The 15,215-nt window shown below is 72.5% G+C and carries 19 protein-coding genes; 17 read left to right on the forward strand and 2 right to left on the reverse strand.

Features of this window, described 5'->3' with window-relative positions; all coding sequences use genetic code 11:
* Positions 1-64 precede the first annotated feature (64 nt).
* Positions 65-1,642 (reverse strand): oxidoreductase, encoded by a 1,578-nt coding sequence (locus tag ACF07N_RS28435; RefSeq protein ID WP_392118201.1) that lies wholly within the window; start codon positions 1,640-1,642, stop codon positions 65-67.
* Between the two features lie 179 nt (positions 1,643-1,821).
* On the opposite strand from ACF07N_RS28435, the gene hisD reads away from it, so the two are divergent.
* Genes hisD through hisF form a run of 8 tightly spaced genes read left to right on the forward strand, consistent with a single transcriptional unit; the run spans position 1,822 to position 7,578 of the window.
* On the forward strand, positions 1,822-3,147 hold the full coding sequence (gene hisD, locus ACF07N_RS28440) for a histidinol dehydrogenase (RefSeq protein ID WP_392118204.1): 1,326 nt from the start codon (positions 1,822-1,824) through the stop codon (positions 3,145-3,147).
* Positions 3,144-4,265: a histidinol-phosphate transaminase gene (locus ACF07N_RS28445; RefSeq protein ID WP_383346501.1), complete on the forward strand. Its 1,122-nt coding sequence runs from the start codon at positions 3,144-3,146 to the stop codon at positions 4,263-4,265. Before hisD ends, ACF07N_RS28445 begins: the two co-directional genes overlap by 4 nt.
* Complete coding sequence (gene hisB / locus ACF07N_RS28450) at positions 4,262-4,855, forward strand: imidazoleglycerol-phosphate dehydratase HisB (protein WP_030932889.1); 594 nt, start codon at positions 4,262-4,264, stop codon at positions 4,853-4,855. Before ACF07N_RS28445 ends, hisB begins: the two co-directional genes overlap by 4 nt.
* A complete protein-coding gene (locus tag ACF07N_RS28455; RefSeq protein WP_383333236.1) occupies positions 4,852-5,016 on the forward strand; it encodes a hypothetical protein in 165 nt (54 codons plus the stop codon). Before hisB ends, ACF07N_RS28455 begins: the two co-directional genes overlap by 4 nt.
* Positions 5,007-5,660 (forward strand): imidazole glycerol phosphate synthase subunit HisH, encoded by a 654-nt coding sequence (gene hisH, locus ACF07N_RS28460; RefSeq protein ID WP_392118208.1) that lies wholly within the window; start codon positions 5,007-5,009, stop codon positions 5,658-5,660. Before ACF07N_RS28455 ends, hisH begins: the two co-directional genes overlap by 10 nt.
* Positions 5,657-6,382 carry a bifunctional 1-(5-phosphoribosyl)-5-((5-phosphoribosylamino)methylideneamino)imidazole-4-carboxamide isomerase/phosphoribosylanthranilate isomerase PriA gene (priA, locus tag ACF07N_RS28465; RefSeq protein ID WP_383333240.1) on the forward strand — a complete coding sequence of 242 codons (726 nt, stop codon included), beginning with the start codon at positions 5,657-5,659 and terminating at the stop codon, positions 6,380-6,382. Before hisH ends, priA begins: the two co-directional genes overlap by 4 nt.
* Positions 6,379-6,777, forward strand: coding sequence for a RidA family protein (locus ACF07N_RS28470; RefSeq protein ID WP_392118211.1), 399 nt, complete (start codon positions 6,379-6,381; stop codon positions 6,775-6,777). The genes priA and ACF07N_RS28470 overlap by 4 nt, the downstream gene beginning before the upstream one ends.
* 45 nt (positions 6,778-6,822) lie before the next feature.
* Complete coding sequence (gene hisF, locus ACF07N_RS28475; protein ID WP_392118214.1) at positions 6,823-7,578, forward strand: imidazole glycerol phosphate synthase subunit HisF; 756 nt, start codon at positions 6,823-6,825, stop codon at positions 7,576-7,578.
* 56 nt (positions 7,579-7,634) lie between these two features.
* Here the strand turns inward: hisF and ACF07N_RS28480 are convergent, their stop codons facing one another.
* A complete protein-coding gene (locus tag ACF07N_RS28480) occupies positions 7,635-8,270 on the reverse strand; it encodes a TIGR03085 family metal-binding protein (protein WP_392118217.1) in 636 nt (211 codons plus the stop codon).
* An 83-nt stretch (positions 8,271-8,353) separates the two neighbouring features.
* Between ACF07N_RS28480 and hisI the strand changes: the two genes are divergently transcribed.
* The 9 genes from hisI to trpA all read left to right on the forward strand — a co-directional run bounded on the left by hisI (position 8,354) and on the right by trpA (position 15,164).
* A complete protein-coding gene (hisI, locus tag ACF07N_RS28485; protein WP_094052721.1) occupies positions 8,354-8,740 on the forward strand; it encodes a phosphoribosyl-AMP cyclohydrolase in 387 nt (128 codons plus the stop codon).
* Between the two features lie 11 nt (positions 8,741-8,751).
* Positions 8,752-10,233, forward strand: coding sequence for an anthranilate synthase component I (locus ACF07N_RS28490; protein ID WP_383333250.1), 1,482 nt, complete (start codon positions 8,752-8,754; stop codon positions 10,231-10,233).
* A 49-nt stretch (positions 10,234-10,282) separates the two neighbouring features.
* Complete coding sequence (locus ACF07N_RS28495) at positions 10,283-10,915, forward strand: TIGR02234 family membrane protein (protein ID WP_383333252.1); 633 nt, start codon at positions 10,283-10,285, stop codon at positions 10,913-10,915.
* Between the two features lie 110 nt (positions 10,916-11,025).
* Positions 11,026-11,277, forward strand: a complete 252-nt coding sequence (locus ACF07N_RS28500; RefSeq protein WP_094052543.1) for an HGxxPAAW family protein — start codon at positions 11,026-11,028, stop codon at positions 11,275-11,277.
* Positions 11,278-11,360: 83 nt separating this feature from the next.
* Positions 11,361-11,795 (forward strand): DUF2752 domain-containing protein, encoded by a 435-nt coding sequence (locus ACF07N_RS28505; protein ID WP_392118221.1) that lies wholly within the window; start codon positions 11,361-11,363, stop codon positions 11,793-11,795.
* Between the two features lie 138 nt (positions 11,796-11,933).
* Complete coding sequence (gene trpC / locus ACF07N_RS28510; RefSeq protein WP_383346513.1) at positions 11,934-12,743, forward strand: indole-3-glycerol phosphate synthase TrpC; 810 nt, start codon at positions 11,934-11,936, stop codon at positions 12,741-12,743.
* A 20-nt stretch (positions 12,744-12,763) separates the two neighbouring features.
* On the forward strand, positions 12,764-12,931 hold the full coding sequence (gene trpM, locus ACF07N_RS28515) for a tryptophan biosynthesis modulator TrpM (RefSeq protein WP_190200386.1): 168 nt from the start codon (positions 12,764-12,766) through the stop codon (positions 12,929-12,931).
* A 134-nt stretch (positions 12,932-13,065) separates the two neighbouring features.
* On the forward strand, positions 13,066-14,349 hold the full coding sequence (trpB, locus tag ACF07N_RS28520; RefSeq protein WP_383333259.1) for a tryptophan synthase subunit beta: 1,284 nt from the start codon (positions 13,066-13,068) through the stop codon (positions 14,347-14,349).
* Positions 14,346-15,164 (forward strand): tryptophan synthase subunit alpha, encoded by an 819-nt coding sequence (trpA, locus tag ACF07N_RS28525; protein ID WP_392118225.1) that lies wholly within the window; start codon positions 14,346-14,348, stop codon positions 15,162-15,164. The genes trpB and trpA overlap by 4 nt, the downstream gene beginning before the upstream one ends.
* The last annotated feature ends 51 nt before the right edge of the window (positions 15,165-15,215 follow it).

Below are 15,215 nucleotides of genomic sequence, written 5' to 3' on the forward strand. Positions count from 1 at the left end.
ACGCCGGTCGGTCAAGAGAAGGTAAAGGCGTGACCGTTCAGTCACGAGGGTCACATCCGCACCATCAGTTGCGCCGCAACAGCCGGGTCGCCCCCGCCGCCACCGTCGTCGCCAGGATCCAGCCCAGCAGGATCATCACCGTCGCCAGCCACTGCCAGCCCCCGCGCAACTGCCAGAAACCCACCTGACCCAGGTCGATGACCGGCAGCAGCAGATCGAGGGTGAACAGGGCGGGATCCCACTCGGGATGCTCGCCGCGCTTCATCGGCGGATGGCCGGACCGGGCGAAGGCCAGCGAGCCCGCCGCCCACAGCACCGCCATCCACACCGCGGCCCGGCCCGGCCGGTACCCGTAGGCGACCGTCCAGTCCTGCGCGTACCCCCACACCTTGGCGGCGAGCGGCAGGCTCTCACGGTGCCGGCGCTGCTTGGCGAGCAGCACCTCGCGGGCGTCCTCGTCCTCCCCGCCGGACCGCAGCACGGCCGCGAGCCGCTCGTACGGCTCCGGGTTGTACTCGGCGGTCGCCGCCCCCACCCAGGCCAGCCGCTCGGCGAGCGGGAACGGACCGCGCGGCACGAGGTTGTCGTAGGCGAAGCCGCCCATGTGCAGCCGCCCCGGGCCGGGCCAGGCGTCCGCCCGGTCCATCAGGTTGACGACCTTCGCCCCGGACAGCACCACCCGGCCGCGCGCCGGCTGCTCCCCGAGGAACCGTAGTTCCGGCGTCTGCACCCGGCGCAGCGACAGCTCCTGGTCGTCGGCGAGGGTGAAGCGGGCCTGCTCGAAGTCGACCGCGTCACCGAACCGCCCGTCGTCCAGCCGGATCCCGCCCTCGCAGGAGAAGCGCTGGATCCGCGTGCCCTGGGCCGGGGTCATCCCGCTCATCGCCTGGGCGCCGATCCCGGCCGGGGTCAGGTACAGGCTGCGCTCGACGGTCAGCTGCGGGGCGTTCAGCGCGAGCCGCGCCCAGGGGTTGACCAGCCGCGCGCCGCGCAGGCTCAGTGACACGCCGATCGTGGCCGCGCGCAGACTCAGCTCGCCGTGCGACTCCAGCAGCTCGGCCTGTAAGTCCTGGCCCACGGTCAGGCCGTCCGCGGCGACCGACCGGCCGCTGCGGTCCCGGTGCACGACCGCCTGGTTGAGCATGAGGTCCGTGCCGATCTGCGCGTCGGTCAGCCGGATGCCGCGGTGGAAGCGGCAGCGCGGCAGGTGCAGGTCGCCCTCGGTCTGCACCCGGGCCGCCTCCAGCCTCGGCACCGAGCAGTCGACCATCCGCAGGGTCGTGAAGCGGGCCTCGGGCAGCAGCACGTCCTGCTCGAACCGGCACCGGTGCATCTCCACGTACGGCGTCACCGTGCCGCCCGCGAGGTCCAGGGGACCCCTGATGTGCACACCGGCGAGCTTCAGCGACGCCACGCGGCCGGCCAGGGCGGGCGGGCCGTCCAGCAGCAGCCAGCACACGATCCGGGCCCGCACGGTCCGCTCCTCGCCCCACGGGTGGCCGCCGTGCGGGTCGTCGGCCACGGTGTCGCCGCTGCTCAGGTCGTACACGCTGCCGTTGCGGAAGGCCTGCCACATCCCGGCCTCGGCCGCGGTCAGGTCGTCGGGCAGCTCTCCGGTACGCAGGCCGGCCCCCTCGGTCACAGTGCTTCCCTTCCTCCCCGGATACTCGCCGGTTGGGTTCTTCGTACAACCGTTCATGCCCGCTGCGTGACACGCCGAAAGCAGGGAGTGACCAGGATCTGGCGCCGTCCTGCGGCGTTCTGTATCAGCCATTGATACGCGCGGACGGCGCCTCACCCGGGTCTGAGAGAATTGAGCACGTGATCTCCCGAATCGATCTGCGCGGCGACGCCCTCGTCGAGGGCCCCGCCCTGCGTGACCTGCTGCCCCGAGCCGACTTCGACGTACAGGCCGCCCTGGAGAAGGTGCGTCCGATCTGCGAGGACGTGCATCATCGGGGCGACGCGGCGCTGATCGACGCCGCCGAGCGGTTCGACGGGGTCCGGCTCGACCAGGTGCGGGTCCCGGCCGCCGCGCTCACGCGCGCCCTGGAGGAGCTCGACCCGGCCGTGCGCGCGGCCCTGGAGGAGTCCATCCGCCGCGCCCGGACGGTCCACCGCGCGCAGCGCCGCTCCTCGCACACCACCCAGGTCGTCCCCGGCGGCACCGTGACCGAGAAGTGGGTTCCGGTCGAGCGCGTCGGGCTGTACGCGCCCGGCGGCCGGTCGGTGTACCCGTCCTCCGTGATCATGAACGTGGTGCCCGCGCAGGAGGCCGGCGTCGAGTCCGTCGCGCTCGCCTCGCCGGCCCAGGCCGACTTCGGCGGCCTGCCGCACCCGACCATCCTCGCCGCCTGCGCCCTGCTCGGCGTCGACGAGGTGTACGCGGCCGGCGGCGCCACGGCCGTCGCGATGTTCGCCTACGGCACCGAGTCCTGCGCGCCCGCGAACATGGTCACCGGCCCCGGCAACATCTGGGTCGCCGCGGCCAAGCGCTACTTCACCGGGAAGATCGGCATCGACGCCGAGGCCGGCCCGACCGAGATCGCGGTCCTCGCCGACGACACGGCCGACCCGGTGCACGTCGCCTCGGACCTGATCAGCCAGGCGGAGCACGACCCGCTGGCCGCCGCGGTCCTGGTCACCGACTCCGTCGCCCTCGCGGACGCGGTGGAGAAGGAGCTGGAGCCGCAGATCGCGGCGACCCGGCACGTCGACGACCGGATCGTGCCCGCCCTGAAGGGCAGGCAGTCCGCGATCGTCCTGGTCGACGGCATCGACGAGGGCCTGAGGGTGGTCGACGCGTACGGCGCCGAGCACCTGGAGATCCAGACGGCCGACGCCGCCGCGGTGGCCGACCGGGTGAGGAACGCGGGCGCGATCTTCATCGGCCCCTGGGCGCCGGTGTCGCTGGGCGACTACGCCGCCGGGTCCAACCACGTCCTGCCCACCGGCGGCTGCGCGTGCCACTCCTCCGGCCTGTCCGTGCAGTCCTTCCTGCGCGGCATCCACATCGTCGACTACACGCGCGAGGCCCTGGCCGACGTCGCGCACCACGTGGTCACGCTGGCCGAGGCGGAGGACCTGCCGGCCCACGGCGCGGCGATCAAGGCGAGGTTCGACTGGAAGGTTCCGCAGGGCAAGTGAGCGACGTACGCATCGACGACCTCCCCGTACGCGACGAGCTGCGCGGCAAGTCCCCCTACGGCGCGCCCCAGCTGGACGTCCCGGTACGGCTGAACACCAACGAGAACCCCTACCCGCTGCCCGAGCCGCTGGTCGAACGGATCGCCGAGCGGGTCCGTGACGTGGCCCGCGACCTCAACCGCTACCCGGACCGGGACGCGGTCGAGCTGCGCACGCGGCTGGCCGAGTACCTGACCGAGACCTCCGGCCACGAGGTCGGCGTGGCCAACGTCTGGGCCGCCAACGGCTCCAACGAGGTCATCCAGCAGCTGCTGCAGACCTTCGGCGGGCCGGGCCGCACGGCGATCGGGTTCGAGCCCTCGTACTCGATGCACGCGCTCATCGCGCGCGGCACGGGCACGGGCTGGATCTCCGGACCCCGGCGCGACGACTTCGGGATCGACCTCGCCGCCGCCGAGCAGGCGATCGCCGAGCACCGGCCGGACGTGGTCTTCCTCACCACCCCCAACAACCCCACCGGCAACGCGGTGCCGCGCGAGACGGTCCTGGCGCTCTACGAGGCCGCGCAGGCGGCGAAGCCGTCGATCGTGATCGTGGACGAGGCGTACGTCGAGTTCAGCCACGGCGACTCGCTGCTGCCACTGCTCGACGGCCGCCCGCACCTGGTCGTCTCCCGCACGATGTCGAAGGCGTTCGGCGCGGCGGGACTGCGCCTGGGCTACCTCGCCGCGCACCCGGCCGTGGTGGACGCCGTGCAGCTCGTACGGCTGCCGTACCACCTGTCGGCCGTCACCCAGGCGACCGCCCTGGCCGCCCTGGAACACACCGGCACGCTGCTCGGTTACGTCGAGCAGCTGAAGGCCGAGCGCGACCGCCTGGTCGCCGAACTGCGCGCGACCGGCTACGAGGTCGTCGACTCCGACGCCAACTTCGTGCAGTTCGGGCGGTTCGACGGCGAGGGCGGCGCGCACGCGGCCTGGCAGAAGATCCTCGACCGGGGCGTCCTGGTCCGGGACAACGGCATTCCGGGCTGGCTGCGGGTGTCCGCCGGAACCCCCGAAGAGAACGACGCGTTCCTCGACGCGGTCCGTGAACTGAAGAAGGAGCAGAGCACATGAGCCGCGTGGGACGCGTGGAGCGAGTCACCAAGGAGACGTCGGTGCTCGTCGAGATAGACCTCGACGGGTCCGGCAAGGTCGACGTGTCGACAGGCGTCGGCTTCTACGACCACATGCTCGACCAGCTCGGCCGCCACGGCCTGTTCGACCTCACGGTGAAGACCGAGGGCGACCTGCACATCGACTCGCACCACACCATCGAGGACACCGCCCTCGCCCTCGGCGCCGCCTTCAAGCAGGCCCTCGGCGACAAGGTCGGCATCTACCGCTTCGGCAACTGCACGGTCCCCCTGGACGAGTCCCTCGCCCAGGTCACCGTCGACCTGTCGGGCCGCCCCTACCTGGTGCACACCGAGCCGGAGAACATGGCGCCGATGATCGGCGAGTACGACACCACCATGACCCGGCACATCCTGGAGTCCTTCGTCGCCCAGGCCCAGATCGCGCTGCACGTGCACGTGCCCTACGGGCGCAACGCGCACCACATCGTGGAGTGCCAGTTCAAGGCGCTCGCCCGGGCCCTGCGCTACGCCTCCGAGCGGGACCCGCGCGCGGCCGGCATCCTCCCCTCCACGAAGGGCGCCCTGTGAACGGCATCTCGACCCTGCTGATCGTCGTCGGCCTGTTCCTGGCCGGCGGGATCTACTCCTTCGTCAAGCAGCAGATGCCCAAGGGCCTGATCGTCCTGCTGTCCATCGGCGCCGCGATGTGCCTGGCGGCCGGTGTCCTGAGGCTGGAGGTGTGGAATTGAGCACCGCGTCCCGGAAGAAGGTCGTCGTCTTCGACTACGGCTTCGGCAACGTCCGTTCCGCCGAGCGCGCCCTCGCCCGCGCGGGAGCCGACGTCGAGATCACGCGTGACTACGACAAGGCCCTGAACGCCGACGGCCTGCTGGTGCCGGGCGTCGGTGCCTTCGCGTCCTGCATGACGGGCCTGCGCGAGGCGCGCGGCGACTGGATCGTCGACCGCAGGCTCTCCGGCGGCCGTCCGGTCATGGGCATCTGCGTCGGCATGCAGATCCTCTTCGCGCGCGGCATCGAGCACAGCGTGGAGAGCGAGGGCCTGGACGAATGGCCCGGCTCGGTCGAGCCGCTGCAGGCCGAGATCGTGCCCCACATGGGCTGGAACACGGTCGAGGCGGCGCCCGGCTCGCGGCTCTTCGCCGGCCTGGACGCCGACGCCCGCTTCTACTTCGTGCACTCCTACGCCGTCCACGACTGGTCGCTGGAGACGCACAACCCGGCCATCGAGGCCCCCAAGGTGACCTGGTCCACGCACGGCAAGCCGTTCGTCGCGGCCGTCGAGAACGGCGCCCTGTGGGCCACCCAGTTCCACCCCGAGAAGTCCGGCGACGCCGGAGCCCAGCTCCTCACCAACTGGATCGGAACCCTGTGAGCACGCTCGAACTCCTCCCCGCCGTCGACGTCCGCGACGGCCAGGCCGTCCGTCTGGTGCACGGCGAGTCCGGCACCGAGACCTCCTACGGCTCCCCGCTGGAGGCCGCCCTGGCCTGGCAGCGCTCCGGCGCCGAGTGGCTGCACCTGGTCGACCTGGACGCCGCGTTCGGCACCGGCGACAACCGCGAGCTGATCGCCGAGGTCGCCAAGGCGATGGACATCAAGGTCGAGCTGTCCGGCGGCATCCGGGACGACGACACCCTCGCCGCCGCGCTCGCCACCGGCTGCACCCGCGTGAACCTGGGCACGGCCGCCCTGGAGACCCCCGAGTGGGTCGCCAAGGTCATCGCCGAGCACGGCGACAGGATCGCCGTCGGCCTGGACGTCCGGGGCACCACCCTGCGCGGCCGCGGCTGGACCCGCGACGGCGGTGACCTCTACGAGACGCTGGAGCGCCTCAACCAGGAGGGCTGCGCCCGCTACGTCGTCACCGACATCGCCAAGGACGGCACGCTCCAGGGCCCCAACCTGGAGCTGCTGAAGAACGTCTGCGCGGCCACCGACCGCCCGGTCGTGGCCTCCGGCGGCGTCTCCTCGCTCGACGACCTGCGCGCGATCGCGGAGCTGGTCCCGCTCGGTGTCGAGGGCGCGATCGTAGGGAAGGCGCTGTACGCGAAGGCGTTCACCCTGGAAGAAGCCTTGGAGGCTGTGTCGTCATGACGTCCGAAGCCGTACGGCGAGTGCAGAGCGGAAGTCCCTGGGAAGAGTCCTTCGGTTTTGCACGCGCCGTGGCGGCGGGCGACCGCGTGCTCGTCGCGGGCACGACCGCCTTCAAGGGCGACGTGCTCTACGGCGAGGGCGACCCGTACGAGCAGGCCAAAGTGGCCTTCACCACCGCCCTGGAGGCGATCGGCGAGTACGGGCTCGGCGTCGAGTCCGTGATCCGCACCCGGGTGTACCTGGCCCACGCGCGGGACGTCGACGCGGTGGGACGGGCCCACAAGGAGATGTTCGACGCCGTACGCCCGGTCACGACCCTGCTGGTCGTGCAGGGCTTCATCGACTCCCGGGTCCTGGTGTCGGTGGAAGTGGAAGCATTCCGAGGGACACCCTGAGCATTCCGGGGGACCCCTCGCGGGAACACTAGAGAGGCACGATTCATGACCCTGGCGGTCCGAGTCATCCCCTGCCTGGACGTGGACAACGGCCGGGTCGTCAAGGGCGTCAACTTCCAGAACCTGCGCGACGCGGGCGACCCCGTCGAGATGGCCAAGGTGTACGACGCCGAGGGCGCCGACGAGCTGACGTTCCTGGACATCACCGCCTCGTCGGGCAACCGCGAGACGACGTACGACGTGGTGCGCCGCACGGCCGAGCAGGTGTTCATCCCGCTCACCGTCGGCGGCGGCGTGCGCACCGCCGAGGACGTCGACAAGCTGCTGCGGGCGGGCGCGGACAAGGTCGGCGTGAACACCGCGGCCATCGCCCGCCCCGACCTGATCCGCGAGATCGCCGAGCGCTTCGGCCGCCAGGTCCTGGTCCTGTCGGTGGACGCCCGGCGCACCGGGTCGGGCTCCTTCGAGGTGACCACCCACGGCGGCCGCAAGGGCACCGGCATCGACGCCGTCGAGTGGGCCCACCGGGCCGCGGAGCTGGGCGCCGGCGAGATCCTGCTCAACTCCATGGACGCCGACGGCACCAAGGACGGCTACGACCTGGAGATGATCCGGTCCGTGCGCAAGCACGTCACGGTCCCGGTCATCGCCTCGGGCGGCGCGGGCCGTCTGGCGGACTTCCCGCCGGCCGTCGAGGCGGGCGCGGACGCGGTCCTGGCCGCGTCCGTCTTCCACTTCGGCGACCTGCGCATCGGCGAGGTCAAGCAGACCTTGCGGGAGGCGGGCCACCCGGTGCGCTGACGCCTCACCGCCGAGAGGCCCCGGCCGCGCGCGGCCGGGGCTTCCGCACGCCCGGCTCAGATCCCGAGCTGCTTCGACTCCCGCAGTGTCGCGATCGCGTTCTCGTCGCCCTGGACGTCGACCTTGGCCGCGTTCTGGCGGCCGTAGGAGAACAGGACCAGTTCGGACGGCTCGCCGGTCACCGTGACGACCGGGGTGCCGCGGTGGGCGACCGCCGTCCGGCCGTCGGGGCGGCGCAGGACCAGGCCGGTCGGCAGGCCTCGGCCGATCAGGCGGGCCGTGCGCTCCAGACGGGACCACAGGGCGTCCTGGAAGACCGGGTCGAGCTCGCGCGGGGACCAGTCGGGCTGGGCGCGCCGGACGTCCTCGGTGTGGACGTAGAACTCGACGATGTTCGACGCCTCGTCGACCGGCTTGAGCGAGAAGGGCGAGAAGCGCGGCGGGCCCGTACGGATCAGCTGGATCAGCTCCTCGTACGGCTTGTCCGCGTACTCCGCCATCACCCGGTCCAGGCGCGGCGCGAGCTGCTTGATCAGTATGCCGCCGGCCGCGTCCGGGCGGCGCTCGCGGACCACCACGTGCGCGGCGAGGTCCCGGGCGGTCCAGCCCTCGCACAGAGTGGGCGCGTCCGGGCCCGCGGTCTCCAACAGGTCGGCGAGGAGAAGTCGTTCACGCTTGGCATGGGTCGACATGCGGCCAGCCTACGGCCGCCCGCCGGGTCCGCCCAGTGGACACCCCACCTGCGCCGCCGCCGGCGCGCGGCACAATGGTCCGCATGACCAGCGAGCCCAGCCGCCTCGACCCGGAGATCGCCGCCCGCCTCAAGCGCAGCGCCGACGGCCTCCTGCCCGCCATCGCCCAGCAGTACGACACCGGTGAGGTGCTCATGCTCGGCTGGATGGACGACGAGGCGCTGCATCGCACCCTCACCACCGGCCGGTGCACGTACTGGTCGCGCAGCCGCCGCGAGTACTGGGTCAAGGGCGACACCTCCGGTCACGTCCAGTGGGTGAAGTCCGTGGCGCTGGACTGCGACGCCGACACCGTGCTCGTCAAGGTCGACCAGGTCGGCGCCGCCTGCCACACCGGTGCCCGCACGTGCTTCGACGAGGACGTGCTCCTCAAGGACGGCGGTTCGGCCGCCCCCGCGGCGGATCAGTAAGGTCGGCCGCCATGGACCTCGAGACGTTCCGCAAGCTCGCCACCGACCGGCGGGTCATCCCGGTCACCCGCAAGCTCCTCGCCGACGGCGACACGCCGGTCGCGCTGTACCGCAAGCTCGCCGCCGAGCGCACCGGCACCTTCCTGCTGGAGTCCGCCGAGAACGGCCGCTCCTGGTCCCGGTACTCCTTCGTGGGTGTCCGGTCGGCGGCCACCCTGACCGAGCGCGACGGGCAGGCCCACTGGCTCGGTGCCCCGCCCGTCGGCGTCCCCACGGACGGCGACCCGCTCGCCGCGCTGCGCGCCACCATCGAGGCCCTGCACACCCCCCACCAGGAGGGCATGCCGCCCTTCACCGGCGGCATGGTCGGCTACCTCGGCTACGACATCGTCCGCCGCCTGGAGAAGATCGGCCCCGGCGAGCGCGACGACCTGCGACTGCCCGAGCTGACCATGCTTCTCACCAGCGACCTGGCCGTCATGGACCACTGGGAGGGCTCGGTCCTGCTGATCGCCAATGCGATCAACCACAACGACCTCGACACCGGCGTCGACGAGGCCTACGCCGACGCGGTGGCCCGCCTCGACGCCATGCAGGCCGACCTCGCCCGCCCGGTCGCCCAGCCCCCGGCCGTGCTGCCGCCCTCCGAACTGCCCGAGTACACCGCGCTGTGGGGCGGCCCCCAGTTCCAGGAGGCCGTGGAGGACATCAAGGAGCGCATCCGGGCCGGCGAGGCCTTCCAGGTCGTCCCCTCCCAGCGCTTCGAGACGCCCTGCACGGCGAGCGCGCTGGACGTCTACCGGGTCCTGCGCACGACCAACCCGTCGCCGTACATGTACCTGTTCCGCTTCGACGGCTTCGACGTCGTCGGCTCCTCCCCGGAGGCCCTGGTCAAGGTCGAGGACGGCCGGGCCATGGTGCATCCCATCGCCGGCACCCGCTGGCGCGGCGCCACCCCGCAGGAGGACCAGGCCCTCGCCGACGAACTCCTCGCCGACCCCAAGGAACGCGCCGAGCACCTCATGCTCGTCGACCTCGGCCGCAACGACCTGGGGCGGGTCTGCGAACCCGGCTCGGTCGAGGTCGTCGACTTCATGTCCATCGAGCGGTACTCGCACGTGATGCACATCGTCTCGACGGTGACCGGCCGCGTGGCCGCCGGGCGCACCGCCTTCGACGTCCTCACCGCCTGCTTCCCGGCCGGCACCCTCTCCGGCGCCCCCAAGCCCCGCGCCATGCAGATCATCGACGAACTCGAACCGTCCCGGCGCGGCCTGTACGGCGGCTGCGTCGGCTACCTCGACTTCGCCGGCGACTCCGACACGGCCATCGCCATCCGCACCGCCCTGCTGCGCGACGGCACCGCGTACGTGCAGGCCGGGGCGGGGATCGTCGCCGACTCCGACCCGGTCGCCGAGGACACCGAGTGCCGCAACAAGGCGGCCGCCGTGCTGCGGGCCGTGCACTCGGCGAACCGGCTGGGCAAGGCCTGAGACGACCCCCGGGTGACGGTTCGCCCGGGCTTCGGGCGATAGTGGGGTGGTGACTGCTGTACCGCACCCCCGTTCCGAAGCCGCCGGATCCGCCCGGGCCGGCCGCCTGAGCCTCGCCGCCGCGCTGCTGTGCGGCGCCCTCGGCGCGGCCGTGGCGCTCCTGGCCACCCGGCAGCAGTGGGCGGAGGGCACCGCGCGGGTGGCCGGCGGCGCCTTCCCGCTCACCGCCAGCGGCAGCGACGTCACGGGCGTGCCCGCGGCGCTCGCCATAGTGGGCCTCGCCGCGCTCGTCGCCGTTTTCGCCGTCCGCCGTGCCGGCCGCCTCGTCGTGGCCGCGCTGCTGGCGCTGTCCGGCGCGGGCACCGTCGCCGCCGCCCTCCTCGGCGCCTCCGACAGTTCCGCGCTGGACGAGAAGGCCGCCCGGGCGTCCGGCGACAGCTCCGCCTCCGTGGCCGCCCTCACCCACACGGCCTGGCCGTACGTCGCCGCCGTCGGCGGCGTCCTGCTCCTGCTGGCCGGCCTGCTCGCCCTGCGCTACGGCCGGCTGTGGCCCGCGATGTCCGGCCGCTACGAGCGCGGCGGCACCCCGCAGCCGCGCCGCAAGGCCCCCGCCGTCGACCCGGACCGCCCCGAGGACCTGTGGAAGGCGCTCGACCGGGGCGAGGACCCGACCGGCGCCTGAGCCGCACGAGTGACTCCGGGGCGCACCCCCGGTCACCGTCCCCGCGCGCGTGCGGGACAATGGCCCCGAGCGTCCTGCTCAGACACGCACACAGCAACGAGGAGCAAGCAATGGCGGGCAGCAGCCACGGTCACACCCCGGCCGCCTGGACCGGTGTCATCATCGCCTTCATCGGTTTCTGCGTCGCGGGCGCCTTCATGGTGATGGACCAGCCGGCGGGCTTCTGGGCCGGCATGGTGGTCGTGCTGCTCGGCGGTGTCGTCGGCGGCGTCATGCGGATGATGGGCCTCGGCCAGCCGAAGGACCTGCACGCCCCGCACCAGATGACGGGCGACCGCGAGCCGGCGCGCGCCGAGGGCTGACCCCGGCGGACGACGCGTTCCCGGGTGAGGGGCGGCCGGCACGGGTGGTGCCGGGACCGCCCCTCACGCGTGCCCGGGGCACAATGCCTACCGTGAACGCCGACAGCCGACAGGTGACGCACGGTCCGGCGGGACGCCTGGCCGTCCCCGCCGGCCTCCTGGCGGGCGCTGCCGCCGCCTTCGCCTACGTGGGCGCGGTGGACCCCAACGAACCCGGCCACTACCCCGTCTGCCCGCTGCTGCGCTACACGGGCCTGTACTGCCCCGGCTGCGGCGGCCTGCGCAGCGCCCACGCGTTCGTGCACGGCGACCTCGCGGCCGCCCTGCACGCCAACGCGCTCGCCGTCCTCGGCTATCTGGCCTGCGCCGTGCTGTGGACCGTCTGGGTGGTCCACGCGGTCCGCGGACGCCCCCTGCGGATCGACCCGCGACCCGGGCTGGTCTGGGGCCTGGGTGCGTTGCTGCTGGTCTTCACGGTTGTCCGGAACCTGCCCTTCGGTGGCTGGCTGCATCCTTGATCATCCGGCGGATGTCCAGGTACTGGGACCGGCGTCAACCGGATGCGAAGCCTTCGCCCTGCTGCGGATACCATCGCAGGGACCATCGTTTCCGGCTGGTCGCTGGAACTGTCAACAGTCTGGAAGGGGGCCGCTCGCGTGAGTGTGCTCGACGAGATCATCGACGGAGTCCGTGCCGACCTCGCTGAGCGGCAGGCGCGCGTCAGCCTCGACGAGCTCAAGGAGCGCGCGGCGAAGGCTCCCGCGGCCAAGGACGGCGCGGCAGCCCTGCGCGGTGACGGCGTCAAGGTCATCTGCGAGGTCAAGCGGTCCAGCCCCTCCAAGGGCGCGCTGGCCGCCATCGCCGACCCGGCCGGGCTCGCCGCCGACTACGAGGCCGGCGGTGCGGCCATCATCTCCGTCCTCACCGAGCAGCGGCGCTTCGGCGGCTCGCTCGCCGACCTGGAGGCGGTCCGCGCCCGCGTGGACATCCCGGTCCTGCGCAAGGACTTCATCGTCACCTCCTACCAGCTGTGGGAGGCCCGCGCCTACGGTGCCGACGTCGCCCTGCTGATCGTCGCCGCCCTGGACCAGCCCGCCCTGGAGTCCCTCATCGAGCGCGCCGAGTCCATCGGCCTCACCCCGCTCGTCGAGGTGCACGACGAGGACGAGGTCGAGCGCGCGGTCGACGCCGGCGCCCGCGTGATCGGCGTCAACGCCCGCAACCTCAAGACCCTCGAGGTCGACCGCAACACCTTCGAGCGGGTGGCGCCGGAGATCCCCGACCACATCATCAAGGTCGCCGAGTCCGGCGTCCGCGGCCCGCACGACCTGATCGCCTACGCCAACGCCGGCGCGGACGCGGTCCTGGTCGGCGAGTCCCTCGTCACCGGCAAGGACCCGAGGACGGCGGTCTCCGACCTCGTGGCGGCGGGCGAACATCCCGCACTCCGCCACGGCCGGAGCTGATCTTCGCTAGGCTTGTCCCGATGACTCTCACCATGACGACCGTGGACCGGTACGCCCGCCTCGCGCGCGGCTGCCGCCCCCGCGGCTGCCGTGCGCCCGCCCGCCGGGTCCACGGCCGCCGCGTCCGGTACGTCATCGGTGACGAGCCGGGCCAGGTGAACGGCATGCGATGGCAGCGCGCCCGTTAGGGCGCGGGGCACCATCCGATGTGCGGCTGCCGCCGCGCGGGCGCGACGCGTCACGTACGGCCCGCGGTCAGCGGCAAAGCCCTGCTCCCACGGCGATCAGTGCATTCCACACACACTCACCGTGAGGTATTCGCATGCCCAGTCAGTTCTTCATTCCCGACCCCGAGGGGCAGACGCCCAGCCCCGAGGGCTACTTCGGGGCCTTCGGCGGCAAGTTCATCCCCGAGGCCCTCGTCGCGGCGGTCGACGAGGTCGCCGTCGAGTACGACAAGGCCAAGCACGACCCGGAGTTCGCGAAGGAGCTCGACGACCTCCTGGTCAACTACACCGGCCGCCCCTCCGCGCTCACCGAGGTGCCCCGGTTCGCCGAGCACGCCGGCGGCGCCCGGGTCTTCCTCAAGCGCGAGGACCTCAACCACACCGGCTCCCACAAGATCAACAACGTCCTCGGCCAGGCCCTGCTCACCAAGCGCATGGGCAAGACCCGCGTCATCGCCGAGACCGGCGCCGGCCAGCACGGCGTCGCCACCGCCACCGCCTGCGCCCTCTTCGGTCTCGAATGCACCATCTACATGGGCGAGATCGACACGCAGCGCCAGGCGCTCAACGTGGCCCGCATGCGCATGCTCGGCGCCGAGGTCATCGCCGTGAAGTCCGGCAGCCGCACGCTCAAGGACGCCATCAACGAGGCCTTCCGCGACTGGGTCGCCAACGTCGACCACACGCACTACCTCTTCGGCACCGTCGCCGGACCGCACCCCTTCCCGGCCATGGTCCGCGACTTCCACCGCGTCATCGGCGTCGAGGCCCGCCGCCAGCTCCTGGAGCGGGCCGGCCGCCTCCCCGACGCCGCGATCGCCTGCGTCGGCGGCGGCTCCAACGCCATCGGCCTCTTCCACGCCTTCATCCCCGACGAGGGCGTCCGGCTCATCGGCTGCGAGCCGGCCGGCCACGGCGTCGACACCGGCGAGCACGCCGCGACCCTGACCGCCGGCGAGCCCGGCATCCTGCACGGCTCCCGCTCCTACGTCCTGCAGGACGACGAGGGCCAGATCACCGAGCCGTACTCCATCTCGGCCGGTCTGGACTACCCGGGCATCGGCCCGGAGCACTCCTACCTGAAGGACATCGGCCGCGGCGAGTACCGCGCGGTCACCGACGACGCGGCGATGCAGGCCCTGCGCCTGCTGTCGCGCACCGAGGGCATCATCCCGGCCATCGAGAGCGCCCACGCCCTGGCCGGCGCCCTGGAGGTCGGCAAGGAGCTGGGCGGGGACGGGCTGATCGTGGTCAACCTCTCCGGCCGCGGCGACAAGGACATGGACACCGCCGCCCGTTACTTCGGCCTGTACGACACCGACGCCGAGGTCGCCGAGGACGCCTCCGGCACCGCCGAGATCGAGGGGGACGCCAAGTGAGCGGGAACATCCGGCTGTTGAGCGACACCCTCGCCGCCGCCAGGTCCGAAGGGCGCTCCGCCCTCATCGCCTACCTGCCGGCCGGGTTCCCGACCGTGGACGGCGGCATCGAGGCGGTCAAGGCGGTCGTCGACGGCGGCGCCGACGTCGTCGAGGTGGGCCTGCCGCACAGCGACCCCGTCCTCGACGGCCCGGTCATCCAGACCGCCGACGACATCGCCCTGCGCGGCGGCGTGCGGATCGCCGACGTGATGCGCACGGTCCGCGAGGCCCACGCCGCCACCGGCAAGCCCATCCTCGTCATGACGTACTGGAACCCCATCGACCGCTACGGCGTCGAACGGTTCACGGCGGAGCTGGCCGAGGCGGGCGGAGCGGGCTGCATCCTGCCCGACCTGCCCGTGCAGGAGTCGGCGCTGTGGCGGGAGCACGCGGAGAAGCACGGTCTGGCCACCGTCTTCGTCGTCGCGCCCAGCAGCAGGGACGAGCGGCTCGCGCAGATCACCGCGGCGGGCAGCGGCTTCGTCTACGCCGCCTCCCTCATGGGCGTCACCGGCACCCGCGCCAGTGTCAGCTCACAGGCGAAGGACCTGGTGGAACGCACCCGGGCCACGGGAACGGACCTGCCGGTCTGCGTCGGGCTCGGTGTCTCGAACCCCGCCCAGGCCGCCGAGGTCGCGGGCTTCGCCGACGGCGTGATCGTCGGCTCGGCGTTCGTCAAGGCGATGCTCGACGCCCCGGACGACGCGGCCGGCATCGAGGCCGTGCGCGCGCTCGCCGGTGACCTGGCCAGGGGCGTGCGCCGGCAGGCGTAGAAAAGCCGCAAGTCATACGGGTCCCTCGTACGGGTGGACCTGAGGCCGGGG

The organism is Streptomyces sp. NPDC015242 (assembly GCF_043079125.1).
Lineage (GTDB): Bacteria > Actinomycetota > Actinomycetes > Streptomycetales > Streptomycetaceae > Streptomyces.

Coding starts and splice junctions, on each gene's coding strand:
- hisB (WP_030932889.1), top strand. CDS start 4,262: ATGAGCCGCGTGGGACGCGTGGAGCGAGTCACCAAGGAGACGTCGGTG.
- ACF07N_RS28470 (WP_392118211.1), top strand. CDS start 6,379: ATGACGTCCGAAGCCGTACGGCGAGTGCAGAGCGGAAGTCCCTGGGAA.
- hisF (WP_392118214.1), top strand. CDS start 6,823: ATGACCCTGGCGGTCCGAGTCATCCCCTGCCTGGACGTGGACAACGGC.
- ACF07N_RS28480 (WP_392118217.1), bottom strand. CDS start 8,270: ATGTCGACCCATGCCAAGCGTGAACGACTTCTCCTCGCCGACCTGTTG.
- hisI (WP_094052721.1), top strand. CDS start 8,354: ATGACCAGCGAGCCCAGCCGCCTCGACCCGGAGATCGCCGCCCGCCTC.
- ACF07N_RS28490 (WP_383333250.1), top strand. CDS start 8,752: ATGGACCTCGAGACGTTCCGCAAGCTCGCCACCGACCGGCGGGTCATC.
- ACF07N_RS28500 (WP_094052543.1), top strand. CDS start 11,026: ATGGCGGGCAGCAGCCACGGTCACACCCCGGCCGCCTGGACCGGTGTC.
- ACF07N_RS28505 (WP_392118221.1), top strand. CDS start 11,361: ATGCCTACCGTGAACGCCGACAGCCGACAGGTGACGCACGGTCCGGCG.
- trpM (WP_190200386.1), top strand. CDS start 12,764: ATGACTCTCACCATGACGACCGTGGACCGGTACGCCCGCCTCGCGCGC.
- trpB (WP_383333259.1), top strand. CDS start 13,066: ATGCCCAGTCAGTTCTTCATTCCCGACCCCGAGGGGCAGACGCCCAGC.